Origin of the sequence: Riemerella anatipestifer, assembly GCF_035666175.1 — a bacterium.
Lineage (GTDB): Bacteria > Bacteroidota > Bacteroidia > Flavobacteriales > Weeksellaceae > Riemerella > Riemerella anatipestifer_D.
In genome coordinates, this window is sequence record NZ_CP142016.1 from 1,972,335 (window position 1) to 1,990,117 (window position 17,783).

Annotated in this window: 16 protein-coding genes and 1 pseudogene; 14 read left to right on the forward strand and 3 right to left on the reverse strand. The window is 35.2% G+C overall.

Annotated elements, in window-relative coordinates:
• Positions 1-117: 117 nt before the first annotated feature.
• Positions 118-423, forward strand: a complete 306-nt coding sequence (locus VIX88_RS09885; protein WP_127919937.1) for a hypothetical protein — start codon at positions 118-120, stop codon at positions 421-423.
• Between the two features lie 339 nt (positions 424-762).
• Here the strand turns inward: VIX88_RS09885 and VIX88_RS09890 are convergent, their stop codons facing one another.
• Both VIX88_RS09890 and VIX88_RS09895 read right to left on the reverse strand, forming a co-directional pair.
• Positions 763-1,095 (reverse strand): hypothetical protein, encoded by a 333-nt coding sequence (locus VIX88_RS09890; protein ID WP_064970201.1) that lies wholly within the window; start codon positions 1,093-1,095, stop codon positions 763-765.
• 11 nt (positions 1,096-1,106) lie between these two features.
• Entirely contained in the window at positions 1,107-1,310 is a 204-nt protein-coding gene (locus tag VIX88_RS09895; RefSeq protein WP_064970200.1) for a hypothetical protein, read from the reverse strand.
• A gap of 101 nt (positions 1,311-1,411) precedes the next feature.
• Here VIX88_RS09895 and VIX88_RS09900 point away from each other — a divergent pair, with 101 nt between their 5' ends.
• Positions 1,412-2,101: a LexA family transcriptional regulator gene (locus VIX88_RS09900; RefSeq protein ID WP_064970199.1), complete on the forward strand. Its 690-nt coding sequence runs from the start codon at positions 1,412-1,414 to the stop codon at positions 2,099-2,101.
• Between the two features lie 771 nt (positions 2,102-2,872).
• On the opposite strand, the gene VIX88_RS09905 is transcribed toward VIX88_RS09900, so the two are convergent.
• The gene (locus VIX88_RS09905; RefSeq protein ID WP_064970198.1) at positions 2,873-3,256 is read right to left on the reverse strand and encodes an HU family DNA-binding protein; all 384 of its coding nucleotides are present in this window, start codon (positions 3,254-3,256) and stop codon (positions 2,873-2,875) included.
• Between the two features lie 370 nt (positions 3,257-3,626).
• Here VIX88_RS09905 and VIX88_RS09910 point away from each other — a divergent pair.
• The 12 genes and pseudogenes from VIX88_RS09910 to VIX88_RS09965 all read left to right on the forward strand — a co-directional run bounded on the left by VIX88_RS09910 (position 3,627) and on the right by VIX88_RS09965 (position 17,781).
• Positions 3,627-4,506 (forward strand): annotated as a pseudogene (locus tag VIX88_RS09910) (IS982-like element ISRa1 family transposase).
• 532 nt (positions 4,507-5,038) lie between these two features.
• The gene (gene clpB / locus VIX88_RS09915; protein ID WP_064970752.1) at positions 5,039-7,630 is read left to right on the forward strand and encodes an ATP-dependent chaperone ClpB; all 2,592 of its coding nucleotides are present in this window, start codon (positions 5,039-5,041) and stop codon (positions 7,628-7,630) included.
• Positions 7,631-7,821: 191 nt separating this feature from the next.
• Positions 7,822-9,129, forward strand: coding sequence for a ribosome biogenesis GTPase Der (der, locus tag VIX88_RS09920; protein ID WP_109475423.1), 1,308 nt, complete (start codon positions 7,822-7,824; stop codon positions 9,127-9,129).
• 160 nt (positions 9,130-9,289) lie between these two features.
• On the forward strand, positions 9,290-10,315 hold the full coding sequence (locus VIX88_RS09925; protein WP_004916356.1) for a rod shape-determining protein: 1,026 nt from the start codon (positions 9,290-9,292) through the stop codon (positions 10,313-10,315).
• Between the two features lie 23 nt (positions 10,316-10,338).
• The gene (mreC, locus tag VIX88_RS09930; RefSeq protein WP_004916357.1) at positions 10,339-11,193 is read left to right on the forward strand and encodes a rod shape-determining protein MreC; all 855 of its coding nucleotides are present in this window, start codon (positions 10,339-10,341) and stop codon (positions 11,191-11,193) included.
• The gene (locus tag VIX88_RS09935; RefSeq protein ID WP_064970759.1) at positions 11,183-11,692 is read left to right on the forward strand and encodes a rod shape-determining protein MreD; all 510 of its coding nucleotides are present in this window, start codon (positions 11,183-11,185) and stop codon (positions 11,690-11,692) included. Before mreC ends, VIX88_RS09935 begins: the two co-directional genes overlap by 11 nt.
• Positions 11,689-13,731, forward strand: coding sequence for a peptidoglycan D,D-transpeptidase FtsI family protein (locus VIX88_RS09940; RefSeq protein ID WP_064970761.1), 2,043 nt, complete (start codon positions 11,689-11,691; stop codon positions 13,729-13,731). The genes VIX88_RS09935 and VIX88_RS09940 overlap by 4 nt, the downstream gene beginning before the upstream one ends.
• Positions 13,706-14,953, forward strand: coding sequence for a rod shape-determining protein RodA (rodA, locus tag VIX88_RS09945; protein WP_064970763.1), 1,248 nt, complete (start codon positions 13,706-13,708; stop codon positions 14,951-14,953). The genes VIX88_RS09940 and rodA overlap by 26 nt, the downstream gene beginning before the upstream one ends.
• Before the next feature lie 79 nt (positions 14,954-15,032).
• On the forward strand, positions 15,033-15,869 hold the full coding sequence (locus VIX88_RS09950; protein ID WP_014937570.1) for an OmpA/MotB family protein: 837 nt from the start codon (positions 15,033-15,035) through the stop codon (positions 15,867-15,869).
• A 90-nt stretch (positions 15,870-15,959) separates the two neighbouring features.
• Positions 15,960-16,607, forward strand: a complete 648-nt coding sequence (locus tag VIX88_RS09955) for an O-methyltransferase (RefSeq protein WP_064970764.1) — start codon at positions 15,960-15,962, stop codon at positions 16,605-16,607.
• A gap of 4 nt (positions 16,608-16,611) precedes the next feature.
• Positions 16,612-17,325: a C40 family peptidase gene (locus tag VIX88_RS09960; RefSeq protein WP_064970766.1), complete on the forward strand. Its 714-nt coding sequence runs from the start codon at positions 16,612-16,614 to the stop codon at positions 17,323-17,325.
• The gene (locus VIX88_RS09965) at positions 17,326-17,781 is read left to right on the forward strand and encodes a DUF1648 domain-containing protein (protein WP_004916372.1); all 456 of its coding nucleotides are present in this window, start codon (positions 17,326-17,328) and stop codon (positions 17,779-17,781) included. It abuts the gene before it with no gap.
• Positions 17,782-17,783: the final 2 nt, after the last annotated feature.

Sequence of the window (17,783 nt, forward strand, 5' to 3'; positions counted from 1 at the left end):
CCCGAGGCGGTTTCGCTCCGCTTAACCAATCGCATTGGCTCGGGATAAATCACTATATTTGCCATACGGCGAACCACTTCGTTAGGTTTGTGGTGTCTAATCAAAAATAATAGTGATATGGTTTCAGAAAATATTGAATGTATGATGGTTGCATTACAATTGCATTTGGAAGTTGCTAATACCCACTCTCTTGAAAAAGAATTTGTTCATCATCTTTGCTCTGCTTTCTCTTTTTGGTATGACACCCACATCCCCGACGAACATTCTCTTTTTGTAAACATCTATTTCCCAGCTAATAATTATATTTTTCATTCTGATTTTAATGATATTATAAAGACCTTTGCTTTGCATCACGGATATTATATTTTACATTCAAAACTTATAGAGATGCCGTACTCGGATTTGGTTTGTCTTGACGCATAAAACAGGGAGAGCCTGCATCTATTAGAGTGGGAGATTTTCCATATCCTCTTTTTACAATGATAATTTGCCCCCTATGTACCGCCTGTTTGTATTGGCGGTAAGTGATGTTTTTATTCAAAATTTCGTTAAGATTTGTACCTTTCATAATTATTATTTTTAAGTATCCGTTTTATAAAGAGTTGAAAGACTTTAATATTTCCTCACGGGTTGCCCTGCGGAGGGTCGTTTTTATGAGCTTACCAAATAGAAGGTATTTTTCCTGCTTTGTAGATTTTGAAAGGTCTTCGTAATTGCGAATAACTTTCGTGCGTATGCAAAAAATGCGGTGGATAGGGTTTTTCATTGATTTGGTATTTTTCTTAATTCTAAATCTGCTAAGGCTAGTGTATCCGTTTCTAGTAGTAGGTATTCTTCTTTCTCTTTTTTAAAGGTTTTAAATGAGTCTAAAAACATTTTGAGAGAAATCTCCTCAAAATCTCCTTCTTCTACTATATCTTCTATATATGGAGTGGATAGGTCTACTTCCATTTCATCAAAATCAAAACTTATAGCCTCTAGAAAAGAGCGTTCATAACATTCCACGCGACCTGTTACATAATAAAAGCTATCGCCGTCCCTGTAGCATTTACCTATTTCTAAGTCTCCTTTTTTTGTAATTTTTTGTGATTTCATAATTTTTTGGTTTATATCTTAGCTAATGTTTTATTAATTTCTACTTCGGCTTTTCTGTAATCCTCGCATATTTTGATGGAGGTTTCGCTGGTGCGGTCGCCGCGCAGGCTGGCGTAGATGAAGTGTGGCGAAGTGCCGTATTTCTTCCTTAATTTTCGGATAATATCTTTATTGTAGATATTATAGTGCTTTGTTTTTTTCGTACTTTTGTCCATTGTTCAAATTGTTTACAATTGTTTTACAGGGCAAATATAAATACATTTTGTACTTAATAACAAATATTTGAGTACATTTTTTACATAAAATAGTTTAAAAAATGGATAAATCATTGATTTTAAATAAAATAAAAGAGTATAAAAAATTTTCCTCTGATGCTGAATTCGCTCGTTTTTTAGGCATACCTGCTCAAAATATATCAAAATGGAGGGCAAGAAACACATATGATATAGAGTTATTATATACAAAATGCACCGAATTGAATCCAGAATGGCTATTGACAGGTAAGGGAGAGATGCTAAAAAGTAAACAAGGTGGCGAAGTAGAAAAATCTAAAAATTTAATCCCTTTCTATGATGATGTAGCAACCATTGGAGGAACAGATTTGGTCGCAGATACCTACAACGCAGTATCCGTGGCCACAGACTATATAGACGCAGGAGATTGGTTCCCGAGTGCCACAGCTGCTATTAGACACTACGGCACCAGTATGGTGGAATATCCTAACGGCTGCATACTAGCCTTAAAGCGTATCTACGACACTAATAGCATTGTTTGGGGTAGAAATTATGTTATAGAAACAGACGAAATAAGAGTAACCAAGCGAATGCAAACCTGTAAAATGGATGATGAGTGCATTATGGCGTACAGCACCAATACAGAAACTTATCCCGACGGACAGCTAGTCCACGAGCCATTTAAAATAAGAAAAGAAAATATCAGAAGAATTTTCTTAGTCTTGGGTAGGGTGGTAAAAGAGTACAGCTCTGACCCTGTATTTGTAGGGTAGTACGGTAAAGCTGTAAGAAACAATAGCGAAAATAGGTATAAAAGATAGGTTTTTCGTTTTAAATAACTGATAAACAATATTTTACATTTATTTAAACTTGCATTAAAAGTGTTAAACACCCACATTATAACTAAAAAAAAGGCGTTAAGTTGCAGTAAAAATGTATAAACACCCTCTTATAAAGTTAAAAAAAACAATATTTTTGTCTCCCTAAGTATCTCCCTAAATGTCTCCCTAACATAAAAAATACATCTTTTGCGGGGTATAGTGTCCTATTTTGTTAATGCCACCAATATGGTTCCGTATTCATTCAGTACAAGGTATAAAAAAAGCCCCAAAAGGGGCGTTTTTATTAGGTTTAAGGTAGTTTTACGGGGTTTTCTATACGGTAATGGTAGTTATTGCCCTTAAAAGAGAAATTAAAGCTCTTTGCAATGGTAATAAAATGGTAGTAAATGGTAGTTTCTGTACATTTCGTTTCTTTTTATTTTTTAGGCTTTTTTCTCTGTAAACCCTTTATTCATAGGCTTTTTTCGGGCTTTTTTATTTATTATGTTATTGTATATTTCTATTTATGCCCTATATAATTTTGTAGTCTTTGCTTTCATAAAATTTAATTTTAAAGTTGTTAATGATTTTGTTTAATTTTTTCTTTGTTATTCTTTGGGTTAAAAATTCCCTAGCGTAGCGTTTAGAATTTCCTAACTAGGGAATTAAGATTTCCTAGCTTGAGAATTACCATTCCCTAGCTAGGAAATTTTTTGTGGGTGGCTAGGCTTTCTCAAACTTCAGCGTTTGTAGCATCTTTTTAAGGTCAGACCCTGGGGTAAATAGTACTTTTGTGTTTCTAATCGCTGCCGAAGTTACTTCCTCTTCTTTGGCTTTACCCTCGCTGCTAAGGCTCACTCTCATACTGCCGAGTTCGCCTAGTCTTACAATTCGTCCTTCTGATAATGAGGTTTGCATCACATCTACGAGGGCGTAAAGCACCGCTCTAATGTCTGCTCCACTTACGGTGGAAATCTTCTCGATGTCTTTGGTAAGACCTTCTAGAGTCTTCTCTCCTTGATACACAGGCGATGCATAGAATTTTTTGTCGCCTCCACCCGCCACACCTGGCTGGGCTTTCTGAATGGTTTTGTACTTAATTGACATAATTTATAATATTTAAAGGGTTAGATTTTAGATATTGGAGATTAGATGTTAGACTTAAGGATTGAATTGAGATAATACTAAGCTCTAATATCTCACCTCTAAGCTCTAACATTAAAAAACGCCTTTCCCCTCTAAACACACACAAAACGAGAGGAAAGGCTAAAGCAGAAAGAAAGCTGAAGCTCCCTTTCTGAACACTAAAAGCACCCAACAAGAACGACCATGTTTTAAGACAAAACAATGGTGCTTTTAGTAAATATTGATGAAAGCTAAAATTAGAATAACCCGTTGTGCATTATGAAATGAAAAAAACAAGAGTTGTTTATTAGACTGAAAATCAGTATATTGTTTTTGCTATAAAACGATATAAATGAACAACTTAGAGCAAATATATGAAAGAATTTTGGAAGTTTTAGGACTTTTTTCAGAAAATCAACTGATTAGTTATCAGAGAAGAACACCTAAAATGAGCGATTTAGAAGTCATAAGTCTTAATATTACTGCTGAATACTTGAGTATTGATAGCGAATTACAGTTATTTAGAAAATTGCCAAACTCTCTGATAAACAAAATTGAAAGAAGTGTTTACAATAAGCGAAAACGAAGACTATCCCTACAAACAGAGCAAATTAGACAGCGTATTTCGATGGAGTTCAATGAGTTTGAAGATATTTTTATCGTTGATAGCATGCCAATGAAAGTTTGTGAAAACGCTCGTTCTACTCGTTCAAAAATTTGTAAAGAGCAATCCTATTCTTCACCAACATATGGTTATTGTGCTTCACAGAAATTATATTTCTATGGCTATAAACTACACGCAGTATGTTCTTTAAATGGTGTTGATTAAGAATTTTGATATAAGCCCTGCATCCGTTCACGACATCCACTATTTAAAAGATATTGGTGAGCAAATGCGAAACTGTACTTTAATTGGAGATAGAGGCTATTTATCAGCAAAAGTTCAAATAGATTTATTTAACTATGCTAATATTAAATTAGATACACCAATGAGAAGTAATCAGAAAGATTATATTCCTCAATTTTCATTGTACAAGAAAAAGCGAAAACGAATTGAGACATTTTTCTCTCAACTTTGCGACCAATTTATGATTAAAAGAAACTATGCTAAAACTTTTGAAGGCTTTAAAACAAGGATAATCAGTAAAATAACCGCCGCAACGGTTATTCAATATATCAATAAATTTATCTTCCAAAGAAAATTAAATCATCTAAAAATCAGTATTATTTAAAATGCACAACGAGTTCCAAAGAAAATTAAATCATCTAAAAATCAGTATTATTTAAAATGCACAACGAGTTTAGAATAGTATAAACACCAAAAGCCCCCAACGAAAGTTGGCGGAACAATATTTTGGTTTAACGATAAAAGTCTAAAGAATTTTCTAGATAATACAGCACATACCCACGAAACTATCTGTGTGTGTTTACGAAATTATTTGGAACAGCCAAATAATTCTGTAACTTTTTCACATTTTCTTGTATGTTGTTGATAGTGTATTGCATAAAGACGAGACAAATGTATAAACTATTTATCTACTAGACAAATATCTTCTACCTTTTTTCAAGTTGGTGATGCTTTTATTTTTTTTCTTTAAGTTGATAATATTTTAAACAAAACAAGAAAATATGTCTTATTTTATTGGTTTTGTAAATGTAAAATAGGAAATTTTGTCTTGTTTTTAGGTGGTTTTTATGATAGAACGCTTTTTGTTAATCTCAGAGTGTAAAAATAAAGTTTAAACAAAAATCACATATATCATTATGAATTTAAATCAGTTTACAGTAAAATCACAAGAGGTGATTCAGAAAGCACAGCAGTTAGCTATGGCGTTCGGGCACCAAAGTATAGAACCTCAACATATTTTGGAGGGTATTTTTGAAAGCGATGATACCATTTCTAGCTTTCTACTAAAAAAATCAGAAGCAGATGCTACTCTCATCAGAGAGCGTAACAGGCAAAACTTAGAAACTCTTCCTAAGGTAGAAGGTGGTAGTTTGTGTCTTTCTCAATCAGGTAATAGAGTACTTTTGGAAGCTCCTAATTTGGCTAAAAAAATGGGAGATGAATATGTTACCATAGAGCACCTTTGGTTGGCTTTAATAGAGGTTTCGTCACCAGTATCTTCTTTACTTAAAGATATGGGAGTTACTAGAGCTTTGCTAGAAGCAGGAATAAAAGAGCTTAGGAAAGGGAGTAAGGCTACTTCGGCGAGTTCGGAGGAGACTTATCAAAGTTTGAGCAAATACGCTAAGAATTTTAATGAACTCGCTGCGGAGGGTAAACTAGACCCTGTGATTGGTAGAGATGAGGAAATCCGCCGTGTATTGCAGATTCTCTCTAGGAGAACCAAAAACAACCCTATCCTTATAGGAGAACCTGGGGTTGGTAAAACCGCCATTGCCGAAGGGATTGCTCATAGGATTATTTCTGGAGATGTGCCTGAAAATCTAATGGATAAAACGCTTTATTCCTTAGATATGGGGGCGTTGGTTGCGGGAGCTAAATATAAAGGAGAGTTTGAAGAGCGTCTGAAATCTGTGGTTAATGAAGTAACGAAATCAGATGGGCAAATCATTCTTTTTATAGATGAAATACATACTCTAGTAGGTGCTGGAGGTGGAGAAGGAGCTATGGATGCGGCTAATATCCTAAAACCAGCTTTGGCTAGAGGAGAGCTTAGAGCCATAGGAGCAACGACACTTAACGAGTATCAAAAATATTTTGAAAAAGATAAAGCATTGGAACGCCGTTTTCAAAAAGTAATGGTGGAAGAACCAGACACGGAGTCGGCTATTTCTATTTTGAGGGGGATTAAGGATAAGTACGAGTTCCATCATAAAATCAGGATTAAAGATGAAACTATTATCGCTGCGGTGAAAATGTCTCAGCGTTATATATCAGACCGTTTTCTTCCAGACAAAGCTATTGACTTGATAGATGAGGCTTCTTCTAAATTAAGAATGGAAATCAACTCCAAGCCTGAAGAGTTGGATATTTTAGATAGAAAATTGATGCAGCTAGAGATAGAACTCGCTGCAATTTCTAGAGAAGGTAATCAAACTAAAATAGACCACCTTAAAGAGGATATAGCTAAGGTAACCGAGGAAAGAAACGAAATCAATGCAAAGTGGCTACAAGAAAAACAAAAGTCTGAAGATTTAACTCAGATTAAAAAGGATATTGAGGCGTTGAAGCTAGAAGCGGAAAGGGCTCAGAGATTAGGCGACTATGCTAAGGTTTCAGAAATTCAGTATGGTAAGCTAAGGGAAAAAGAGGAGGAACTTCGTAAGATAGAACTCCTTATGCAGAATAACCAAAATGAACTCATTAAAGAAGAGGTAACGGCAGAGCATATTTCCGAAGTTATTTCTAAATGGACGGGGATTCCTGTAACAAAGCTACTCCAAAGCGCGAGAGAAAAATTACTTCACCTAGAAGACGAGCTTCATAAAAGAGTAGTGGGGCAAGAGGAAGCTATAGAAGCTGTAGCTAACGCTATCAGAAGAAATCGTGCAGGGCTTAATGATGAGAAGAAACCAATTGGTTCATTCCTATTTTTAGGAACTACGGGAGTAGGTAAAACCGAACTGGCAAAAGCATTAGCAGAGTTCCTGTTTGATGATGAAAATAATATGACTCGTATTGATATGAGTGAGTATCAAGAGCGTCATTCGGTGTCTAGATTGGTGGGTGCTCCTCCAGGGTATGTAGGCTACGACGAGGGCGGACAACTTACGGAAGCGGTGAGAAGAAGACCTTATTCGGTAGTGCTTTTAGACGAGATAGAAAAGGCTCACCCTGATGTATTCAATACCTTATTGCAGGTGTTAGACGACGGAAGGCTTACGGATAATAAAGGTCGTGTTGTTAATTTCAAAAACACCATCGTGATTATGACTTCTAACTTAGGTTCTCATATTATTCAAGAAAATTTTGAAGGGCTTACAGAAGAAAATCAGGAAGAAATAGTTTCTAAAACTAAAGAGGAAGTTTTTGGAGTGCTTAAACAGTCGTTGTGTCCAGAGTTTATCAATAGGATAGATGAGGTGGTGCTCTTTCAACCACTTAATAAGAAGGAAATAGGTAAGATTATACAATACTTGCTTAGAGGCTTTAATAAGATGCTGGAAAAGAAAAATATCATTTTAACATCTACCGAAGATGCATTAAACTACATCAGAGAGAAAGGTTATGACCCTTCGTTTGGGGCAAGACCGCTCAAAAGATTATTGCAACAGGAGGTACTTAACCAGCTTTCTAAAGAAATTCTCGCAGGTAATGTGAACGATGGCGACCGCATTATTTTAGATTATTTCAAAGAGAGTGGATTGGTATTTAGACAAGCGGAATAGGTAATTAAGAGTATAAATTATAACGAAGACAAAGCTTAGGCAAGTGTAGGCCTAGGCTTTGTTTATGATGGGATTAGAGGTAAAATAGCTAAAACTTATTATTATTTATAATTAAACTATCTTTGCAAAAAAAATTGGGCTCCAAAAGTTGGAGTAACCCATTAATAAAATTTTATTAAACATTTTTTGATATGTCGAATATTGTAGCCATAGTGGGGCGTCCTAATGTAGGAAAATCCACTTTATTCAACAGGCTTCTAGAAAGAAGAGAAGCTATAGTAGATTCTGTAGCGGGAGTTACAAGAGACCGCCATTACGGTAAATCCGAATGGAACGGAGTAGAGTTTACGGTAATAGATACAGGAGGATATGATGTAGGTACTGATGATATTTTTGAGGAAGAAATTCGTCATCAAGTGCAATTAGCGGTAGATGAAGCAACTTCTATTATATTTATGCTCAATGTGGAAGAAGGTTTAACAGATACCGACCAAGAAATTCATGAGCTGTTAAGAAGGGCTAACAAGCCTGTTTATATTGTAGTAAACAAGGTGGATTCGGCTAAGGAAGAATTGCCAGCAACGGAGTTTTATCAGTTGGGTATAGAAAAATATTATACACTTTCTTCTGCTACAGGTTCTGGTACAGGAGATTTGTTAGATGCGGTGGTAGCGGACTTCCCGACCACCGAGTACAAAGACCCTTTTGATGGGCTGCCTAGAATTACCATTGCAGGACGTCCTAATGTAGGGAAATCTACGCTTACTAATGCTTTATTAGACAATAAAAGAAATATTGTAACAGATATTGCTGGGACAACAAGAGATAGTATAGAAACCATCTATAATAAATTCGGACACGAGTTTGTACTGGTAGATACGGCGGGTATGCGTAAAAAATCCAAAGTGAGCGAAAACTTGGAGTTCTATTCTGTAATGCGTTCTGTTAGGGCGATTGAGCATTCCGATGTGGTAGTCATTATGGTAGATGCAACACAAGGTTGGGAGTCTCAGGATATGAATATTTTTGGTATCGCACAGAAAAATAGAAAGGGCATTGTGATTCTGGTTAATAAATGGGATTTGGTGGAGAAAGAAACCAACACAATGAGGGATTTTAAGAATAATATCAAAAAGAGAATCGGGCAGTTTAGTGATGTACCTATTTTGTTTATTTCTGCTCTTACCAAGCAAAGGATTTTGAAAGCGGTAGAAGTGGCTATGGAAGTCTATGAAAATCGTAAAAAGAAAATCAAAACTTCTAAACTCAATGAGGTAATGCTACCTGTGTTTGAACATACGCCGCCTCCAGCTATTAAAGGTAAATACATTAAGATTAAATATTGTGTGCAACTTCCTACACCATCACCACAGTTTGTATTTTTCTGTAATTTACCACAGTATGTTAAAGAGCCATACAAACGCTTTACAGAAAATCAGTTGCGTAAGGAGTTTGGTTTCACAGGGGTACCGATAGAAGTTTATTTCCGACAAAAATAAAATCATAAAAATAATAAAAAGAGTAGCGGTTATTAAATTGGCTACTCTTTTTGTGTGGAGTTAAATTTTAACATTTTTTTTAATATCAGATGATTTAAAGTGAGTCTAAATTTATATCTTTGTAAACTTAAATAAGTTTATCACAAACACTACTAATAAAATGGGGTTATTTGATTTATTTACGCAGGAAATTGCGATAGATTTGGGTACAGCTAACACACTAATTATACATAATAACAAAATTGTTATAGACCAACCTTCTATTGTAGCTATAGATAGACAGTCAGGGAGACCTATTGCTGTGGGAGAACAGGCTAAACACATGCAAGGTAAAACGCATGAAGATATTAGAACTGTGCGTCCGCTTAAAGATGGAGTAATTGCAGACTTTCACGCTTCTGAGCATATGATAAAGGAATTTATTAAGCAAATTCCAGGGATTAAAGGTAAACTATTTCAGCCTGCGTTGAAGATTGTAATATGTATTCCTTCAGGAATTACTGAGGTAGAGAAGAGAGCGGTAAGAGATTCTGCTCAAAAGGTTAATGCTAAAGAAGTAAGGCTGATTTACGAGCCAATGGCGGCTGCAATAGGTGTGGGTATAGATGTGCAAAAGCCTGAAGGTAATATGATTATCGATATAGGTGGTGGTACTACCGAGATTGCAGTGGTGGCACTAGGAGGTATTGTTTGTGATAAGTCTGTTAAGATTGCAGGAGATGTATTTACTAACGATATTGCTTACTATCTTAGAACGCATCACAATTTATTCATAGGGGAAAGAACAGCAGAGAGAATTAAAATAGAAGTTGGTTCTGCTGTTGAAGAGCTTGATATAGACATAGAAGATATTCCAGTACAAGGTAGAGATTTAATTACGGGGAAACCTAAAGAAATTATGATAGGTTACAAGGAGATAGCTCGTGCCTTAGACAAATCTATCATTAGAATAGAAGATGCGGTAATGGAAACTCTTTCTATGACCCCGCCAGAACTAGCAGCTGATATTTATAAAACAGGTATCTATTTAGCGGGAGGTGGAGCATTGTTGAGAGGTTTAGCAGATAGACTTCATAAGAAAACAGGACTTCCTGTATTTGTGGCTGAAGACCCTCTAAGAGCGGTTGTAAGAGGTACAGGGATTGCTCTTAAAAATATGGATAAGTTTAATTTTCTTATTAAATAATTAAAATTTAGAGTACTTCCTCTATGGGATATCTGCTGAGGTTTTTTTCTAAAAATGCTTTATTTGTATTTTTCGTTTTTTTACAAATAGTAGCTTTGTTTCTTATTTTCACTCGGAATTCTATGCAACAATCCTTTTTAGCAGGACAAGTGGCATCGTTTAATTCTTGGGTTTCTGGGTATATAGATGAAGGAGCCAACTATTTAAAGCTTAAACAAATAAATGATGAATTAGTAGAGCAGAATAAAGCTTTAATGGAGCAGGTATATGGTAAAAACTACAAGAGTGTCCCTAGAAATATCAGAGTGAAGGATGTGGATAAAAATTCACAAATTTATCATATTATTGATGCTGATGTGATGAGCAACACCATCATTAGAAGAGATAATTATTTCACTATCAATAGAGGAAAAAATCAAGGAGTGCAGTCTAAAATGGGCGTTATCGCCTCAAATGGAGTAGCGGGTATTGTAATTAACAGTATGAATAATTACTCTATTGTACAGTCTGTGCTTAGTGTGAACAAAATGAGGGTGAATGCGGCTCTTAAAAATACAGGTTATTTCGGAACTCTTACTTGGAGAGGAGATGACTCTAGAGTGATGCATTTATCAGATATTCCGAAGTATGTGCCTATAAAAGTGGGAGATACGGTGGTAACTGATGGAAAGTCTGATGTTTTCCCAGCAGGTGTGTCTATTGGAACTATAGCTGGATTTCAGGTAGATACTAAAACGGGATTCTGGGATATAAGCGTAGAGCTTGGTCAGGATATGGGGAATGTTAAAAAAGTGTTTGTTGTAAAAAATCTACAAAAAGTGGAATTACAACAAGTGCAGGATAGTTTAAACGCTGTGATAAAGAAAGATGATAAGTAGAAATATTTTTACAGATATATTGTTTTCGGTTATTCTAGTAACAGCTCAGATATTTTTGTTTAATAAAATCTCTATAGCGGGAGCTTATACTCCTGTGGTTTATCCTGTACTTATTATGTTTTATCCATTCTATCGAAACCTTTATGTGTTTTTAGTGGTAGGTTTTCTTTTAGGTCTAGGGATAGACGCTTTTTTAGGAACATGGGGTATCAATGCTTTAGCGATGACGATTATCGCTTACTTTAGAACGCTTATTTTCAAAACTTCAATAGATAACGAAGCTACAGATAGTTTTTCATTTCAAAATATACAGTGGACACAGTTTTTAATGTATATTTTCTTTAGTATATTGATACATCAGCTACTGGTACAGTTTATAGAATTTTTTAAGCTGGACAGAATTCTAGAAATATCCCTTAATGTTTTAATAACTTCGGTTATTTCATTTGTGTTTATTTTGCTGTATGTTTTAATATTTAAAATCAAGCAAAAAGTTTGAAACCTTTTTACAAAATTAGTATCGTTTTATCACTTATCGCTGTCATTTTTATAGCGAGATTGGCTTATTTGCAATTATTTACAGATAGATATGCATTAAACGCTGCAAACACCTCCATAAAAACAGAATATATTATCCCACAAAGAGGTATTATATTCGATAGGAATGGTAAAATTTTGGTTGGGAATAAACAATCTTATGAGATTTCGTTTACCCAAGCACTTATGAGACCAGATTTTGATACTATTGGTTTCTGTAATTTGGTTAGAATTAGTAAGCAAGATTTTATAAAAAAAATCAAGGAGATAAAAAAAGACCAGTATTACTCCAAAGTACAGCCAATGACTTTCATGAAAAATCTTTCTAGAGAAGAAATGGCTAGAATTCAGGAACTTATTTTTAAATACCCAGCGTTTAATATCGTTACTCGTCCACAAAGAAAGTATGAGATAGGTACTTCAGGTAATTTACTTGGTTTTACGAATGAGGTTAATCAGGCGGATATTAAAAAGGATTCTTTGTACTACCTCCCTGGAGACATCATAGGGAAATCAGGTGTAGAGAAGTCCTATGAAAAGGAGCTCAGAGGAGAAAAAGGAGTACAATACATACAAAAAGATATTAAACTAAGAAGTATTGGACCTTACAAAGATGGGGAGCTAGATAAAGAAGTCGTTACAGGGAAAGATTTAACCCTTACTATAGATTATGATTTGCAAAGAATTGCAGAGGAAATGCTGGTAAATAAGCGTGGAGCAATAGTTGCTTTAGACCCTAAAACAGGAGAGATATTAGCTTTAGCTACAGGTCCAGATGTAGCCCCTTCAGCTTTTACAGGTCCAGATAAAAATAAAAATATTTACAGGCTTCAGACGGATAAGTTTGATATGCCCATGTTTGACAGGTCTATCCAAGCGGCTTATCCACCAGGTTCTACCTTTAAATTAGTAACTGCTCTAGCAGCGATGCAAATGGGCGTGATGACTCCAAACACCGTATTCCCTTGTGGAGGAGGTTTTAATTATAGGGGATTAAGGATTAAAGGTCATGGTGGTGCAGACCCTCTGATTCCATCAATACAAGTATCTAGTAACTGTTATTTTTCTTACGCTTACTTAGCCATTATTAACAAGTACCCAGGTAATCCGTCTAAAGGAGTTGATGAGTGGAAGGAAATTATGAATAGCTTTGGGCTAGGTGTATATCTGAATAACGATTTGGCGGTGGGAGCTAAAGGGCAAATCCCTAGTGGAGAGTTTTATGAAAAAAGAATGGCTTCTATTTACAAAGCGAGTGGTAGAACGGGAGATGCTAAAAAGTGGGATCCTCTAGCTACGGGAGCTGTCTTTAACGGAATGGGACAAGGGGATATACTTTTAACACCTTTACAAGTGGCTAATTTTACAGCAGCCATAGCTAACAAGGGTTGGTTCTACACACCTCATATTGTGAAATCCGTTGATGGTAAACCTAATCCAGACCCTAGGTTTAAGAAGAAGCATAAAACTTTAGTTCAAAATAGAGCCTTTTATGATGCGGTTCTTAAAGGAATGGAAGCAGTGGTACTTAGAGGAACAGGTAGAGGTTTAAAATCTAATGACTTTACCCAATTGGCAAAAACAGGTACAGCACAGGTACCTCAAGGTAAAGATAACTCTATTTATACTATGATAGCTCCTGCCGAAGACCCTAAAATTGTAGTGGCAGCAGTGATGGAACATGCGGGTTTTGGTGCTACATGGGCAGGTCCTGCTTGTACGATTATAGCGGAAAAATATTTAACAGGAGAAATTAAAAGAGAGCATCTTTATAGAAAAATGGTTTCTTCTAGCTTTATGCCAGAGTATAGAAGACAATGGATACAAGATTTAAAGCGAAAAGGCTTGTATAAACCTAATGCAGATAGCTTAGCAATTGTGAAGATGCAAGATAGCCTGAAGATTAATCTTCCAGAGAAAAAGAAACAAGAACTAAAACTAAAAATAGATTCTTTAAAACTTAAAAGCGTAAAAAATGGACAAAGCAGAAGGAATAGATAAACTTGGGATAGGGCTCTATATTCTTATCTGCATTTTTGCTATATTCAATATCAATAGTGTAGATGAAGGATTAGGAAAAAAACAACTTATTTTTTTCGGAATCTCTCTGTTTGTTGGGGTTATTATTTTCGTTACAAGGTCTAAGTTTTTTGAGAATTTATCGGGCATTTTCTACATACTTGGTGTTCTTTTGTTGATAGGATTGTTTCCATTTGGAACCGAAATTTTAGGACAAAAGAACTGGTATAAGTTTGGCGGAATAACCATGCAACCTGTAGAATTTGCTAAAATTGGTACAGCTCTGATGTTGGCCAATTATGCCTCACACCCTGATTTCAATCTTAAAGATAAACGGTCGTTTCTCACAGCATTTGCTATTATAGCAATACCAGGGGTGGTGGTGCTTATGATTCCTGATGTTGGGTCTTTACTCGTTTTTATGGCTTTTGTGATAGCACTTTATAGAGAAGGGCTTACAGGGTGGTTTTTCGGTGGTATTGGTATTTTTGCTTTAGTGTTTTTAGGTTCGTTGTATTTAGAAATAAATTTGGAAATAAACCCTATTTATGCTGTTATCATTACGTTTGTTTTTTTAGCTTTACTCCTATTTTTTAATCAGAATAAAATTAAATGGATTCCCGTTAATATTATTGCAATTGCTTTAGGATTTTTGCTGTTGGGAGGAATGGCATATTCTTCCAAAATGATACTGGAAAAATTGCCTAAACATCAGAGAGAAAGAATAGAAGTGCTTTACAAAGGCGAGCGAGCTTTTAGAGATACTTCGGGGTATAATTTGTTGTATTCCAAAACGGCTATTGGTTCTGGAGGTTTTACTGGTAAAGGCTATAAGCAAGGTTCGGTAACACAAGGTAAATTTGTGCCAGAGCAAGAGACCGATTATATCTTCTGTACCGTAGGCGAAGAATGGGGGTTTCTAGGTAGTATTTTGCTAATTATTTTTTATGCTATTTATATTGGCAGAATATATTATTTAGCGGAACAACAAAAAAGCACTTTTAATCGGGTATTTGGTTACAGTTTTGCCTCTATTTTATTGTTGCACTTTTCTATCAATATAGGGATGGTAATGGGGTTGTTCCCTACGGTTGGTATTCCGTTGCCGTATTTTAGTTATGGAGGAAGTTCTTTGCTAGCGTTTTCAATTATGACGGCAATATTCTTTAAACTCAACTATACAGATAAGAATAGTTTGGTCTAGGTTTTGTTAATCTTGGTTAAAAAATCTAGGTTTCACACAAATTTTATTATCTTTGAAGAACTATATAAAAATGATTAAGATGAAGTTTACAAAAATTTTAGCTGTTGGGGCAATGGCACTTGCAATGACCTCGTGCGTTAGCAAAAAGCAGTATGATGCCTTAAATCTTAACTACAAAGACTGCCTAGAAAGTGCGGCTGAACGTCAAAGAGAAATTCAAGATTTAAAATCCTCTAATGCAGGATTAACAAGTCAAAATGACCTTCTGAACAGACAAAATGAAGCACTTAAATCTTCGTTAGACGCTTGTCTTTCTAATACAGGAAAATCTTCTGCAAATATTGATAAATTAGTTGGAGAGATTAACGCTTCTAATGCTTATATTAAGCAACTTATTTCTACTAATGCAAGAAATGATAGTTTAAATTTAGCATTGTCTAACAAACTTAAGCGTTCGTTAGATAATGTGGCTGACCAAGATGTTCAGGTAAAGGTACTTAAAGGAGTGGTAATGATTTCACTTTCTGATAAAATGCTTTACAAATCAGGAGATTATAATATTCTTCCAGCGGCACAAGAAGTGCTAGGAAAGGTAGCTAAAGTGATTAACGACTACGATAAATACTCTGTTTTAATCGAAGGAAACACGGATAATGTACCACTTAACTCTGCGAGTTTACCAAAAGATAACTGGGATTTATCAGCTTTAAGAGCAACTTCTGTGGCTAAAGTATTGCAAAATCAGTTTGGGGTAGATCCAAGTAGAATTACGGCTGGAGGACGTAGCGAGTATAACCCTAAGGCGACTAATATGAGTGTGTCTGGGCGTGCAGAAAATCGTAGAACAGAAATCATCATTATGCCTAAACTAGATGAGTTTATGAAACTTATGGACATCGCTCCAGTGAAAAGATAAATTATCTCATATAAAATTTACAATGCCTCACTAATTTTATCTATATTAGTGAGGTGTTTTTTTAGTTAAAATTAAATTATTCAGAAACTTATGGGTTTTTTTGAAGAACAATGTCCCGAGATGGATCGCTATCTAGAATTACATACATCTAGTGAACCCGAAATTCTTAGAAAATTAAGGAGAGAAACTTATCAGAAAACTACACAACCTCATATGATTTCAGGCGTTCAGCAGGGGAGATTGTTGTCTATTATTTCTCAGCTGTTGCGTCCTAAATCGGTGTTAGAAATCGGGACATTTACAGGATATGCTACCTTGTCAATAGCGGAAGGCTTGCCAAGTGGAGGTAAAATTACTACGCTAGACATCAATGAAGATTTAGCCTATATCCCAAAGAAATACTTTGAAGAAAGTATCTATTCTGACAAGATAGATTTTAGATTAGAAAACGCTTTGGATTATCTTAATTCAACCCAAGAAAAGTTTGATATGGTGTTTGTAGATGCGGATAAGGGCAATTATATTAATTATTTCAATGCTGTTAAAGATAGACTAAATTCGGGTGGCATTTTGATGTTTGATAATGTGCTTTGGTATGGTAAGGTTTTAGAAGAAAATTCCAAAGATAAATCAACACAAGTCATTAAAGAATTAAATGAAATCTTAGCAAAAGACCCCGATTTTGAAAATCTAATCTTACCTTTGCGAGACGGTTTAAATTTGGCAAGAAAAAAATAAAATTATGAGTAGAGCGGTTGCGAGTGTTTCGGTAGTACCAGTGCGTTCAGAAAGTTCTGATAAGGCAGAAATTATCACTCAAGTATTATACGGAGAGTCTGTGGAGATACTTTCTCAAGAAGGAAATTGGGTGCATATAAAGATGGATTTTGATGGCTACGAAGGCTGGGTTGACGTAAAGCAGTTTAAAATAATTTCAGACGAAAATATTAGTGAAAGTAAAACAAGTCTTGTTAAACAACCCTTTTTAGAGCATGGTTTTGGAGATGAAAAATTACTTTTATCCATTGGCTCCGAAATAGAATTTGATGTAGAGGAAATTGCGATTACGAATGCTAGAAGTTTCATCGCAGACACCGCCCAAGAGTTCCTCAATGTACCGTACCTTTGGGGAGGGCGTAGTTTTTTTGGGATAGATTGTAGCGGTTTTACTCAAATTGTTTATAAGGTAAGTGGTATAAAAATTCCAAGAGATGCTTATCAACAAGCAGAAGTAGGGCAAGTGCTAGATTTTATAGAAGAAGCACAAGCGGGAGATTTGGCTTTTTTTGAAAATGAAGAAGGCAGAATTACCCATGTAGGTATTATGTTGGAAGACCGAAAAATAATTCACGCTCACGGTAAAGTAAGGATAGACGAGTTGGACTCCGTAGGGATTTTTAATAAAGACCAAAACAAACACACGCATAAACTCAGATTTATCAAAACGCTTTTATAAATGTGGTTTAAGGGCTTAGATATTATAAATGTAATACTGTTGCTTTTACTTTTTGTAAGGGCAACAAAGGCTTATCCTAAATTACCTCAAAAAATACCTACCCACTTTAATTTGTATTTAGAGCCTGATGCTTGGGGTTCTCGTGTGATGATATTTTTCTTACCAACTTTGGCAGGGATTATTTTAAGTTTATTTATGGTGGTGCTGCCCGAATCTGAACCTAACCTTATCGTACCCATTACACCAGAAAATAGAGAAGTGCAGTTGTATATGGGAGATTTGATGATGAAGTTACTTTTGTTGGTAATTTTAGTTTTGAAACATTTTCTTCTTTCCATTACAGTTTGTACAGAACCTGTGTACAGAAAGAGGTTTAAGCCTTACATTATTACTTGCTCTATAAGCATATTTATTATTCCATTGGTTTATATGGTGTTATCCTATATCTATAAATAAAA

What these genes read in the sequence shown, in the direction of transcription:
- VIX88_RS09885 (WP_127919937.1), top strand. Translation starts at nt 118, where the DNA reads ATGGTTTCAGAAAATATTGAATGTATGATGGTTGCATTACAATTGCAT.
- VIX88_RS09890 (WP_064970201.1), bottom strand. Translation starts at nt 1,095, where the DNA reads ATGAAATCACAAAAAATTACAAAAAAAGGAGACTTAGAAATAGGTAAA.
- VIX88_RS09895 (WP_064970200.1), bottom strand. Translation starts at nt 1,310, where the DNA reads ATGGACAAAAGTACGAAAAAAACAAAGCACTATAATATCTACAATAAA.
- VIX88_RS09900 (WP_064970199.1), top strand. Translation starts at nt 1,412, where the DNA reads ATGGATAAATCATTGATTTTAAATAAAATAAAAGAGTATAAAAAATTT.
- VIX88_RS09905 (WP_064970198.1), bottom strand. Translation starts at nt 3,256, where the DNA reads ATGTCAATTAAGTACAAAACCATTCAGAAAGCCCAGCCAGGTGTGGCG.
- clpB (WP_064970752.1), top strand. Translation starts at nt 5,039, where the DNA reads ATGAATTTAAATCAGTTTACAGTAAAATCACAAGAGGTGATTCAGAAA.
- der (WP_109475423.1), top strand. Translation starts at nt 7,822, where the DNA reads ATGTCGAATATTGTAGCCATAGTGGGGCGTCCTAATGTAGGAAAATCC.
- VIX88_RS09925 (WP_004916356.1), top strand. Translation starts at nt 9,290, where the DNA reads ATGGGGTTATTTGATTTATTTACGCAGGAAATTGCGATAGATTTGGGT.
- mreC (WP_004916357.1), top strand. Translation starts at nt 10,339, where the DNA reads ATGGGATATCTGCTGAGGTTTTTTTCTAAAAATGCTTTATTTGTATTT.
- VIX88_RS09935 (WP_064970759.1), top strand. Translation starts at nt 11,183, where the DNA reads ATGATAAGTAGAAATATTTTTACAGATATATTGTTTTCGGTTATTCTA.
- rodA (WP_064970763.1), top strand. Translation starts at nt 13,706, where the DNA reads ATGGACAAAGCAGAAGGAATAGATAAACTTGGGATAGGGCTCTATATT.
- VIX88_RS09950 (WP_014937570.1), top strand. Translation starts at nt 15,033, where the DNA reads ATGAAGTTTACAAAAATTTTAGCTGTTGGGGCAATGGCACTTGCAATG.
- VIX88_RS09955 (WP_064970764.1), top strand. Translation starts at nt 15,960, where the DNA reads ATGGGTTTTTTTGAAGAACAATGTCCCGAGATGGATCGCTATCTAGAA.
- VIX88_RS09960 (WP_064970766.1), top strand. Translation starts at nt 16,612, where the DNA reads ATGAGTAGAGCGGTTGCGAGTGTTTCGGTAGTACCAGTGCGTTCAGAA.
- VIX88_RS09965 (WP_004916372.1), top strand. Translation starts at nt 17,326, where the DNA reads ATGTGGTTTAAGGGCTTAGATATTATAAATGTAATACTGTTGCTTTTA.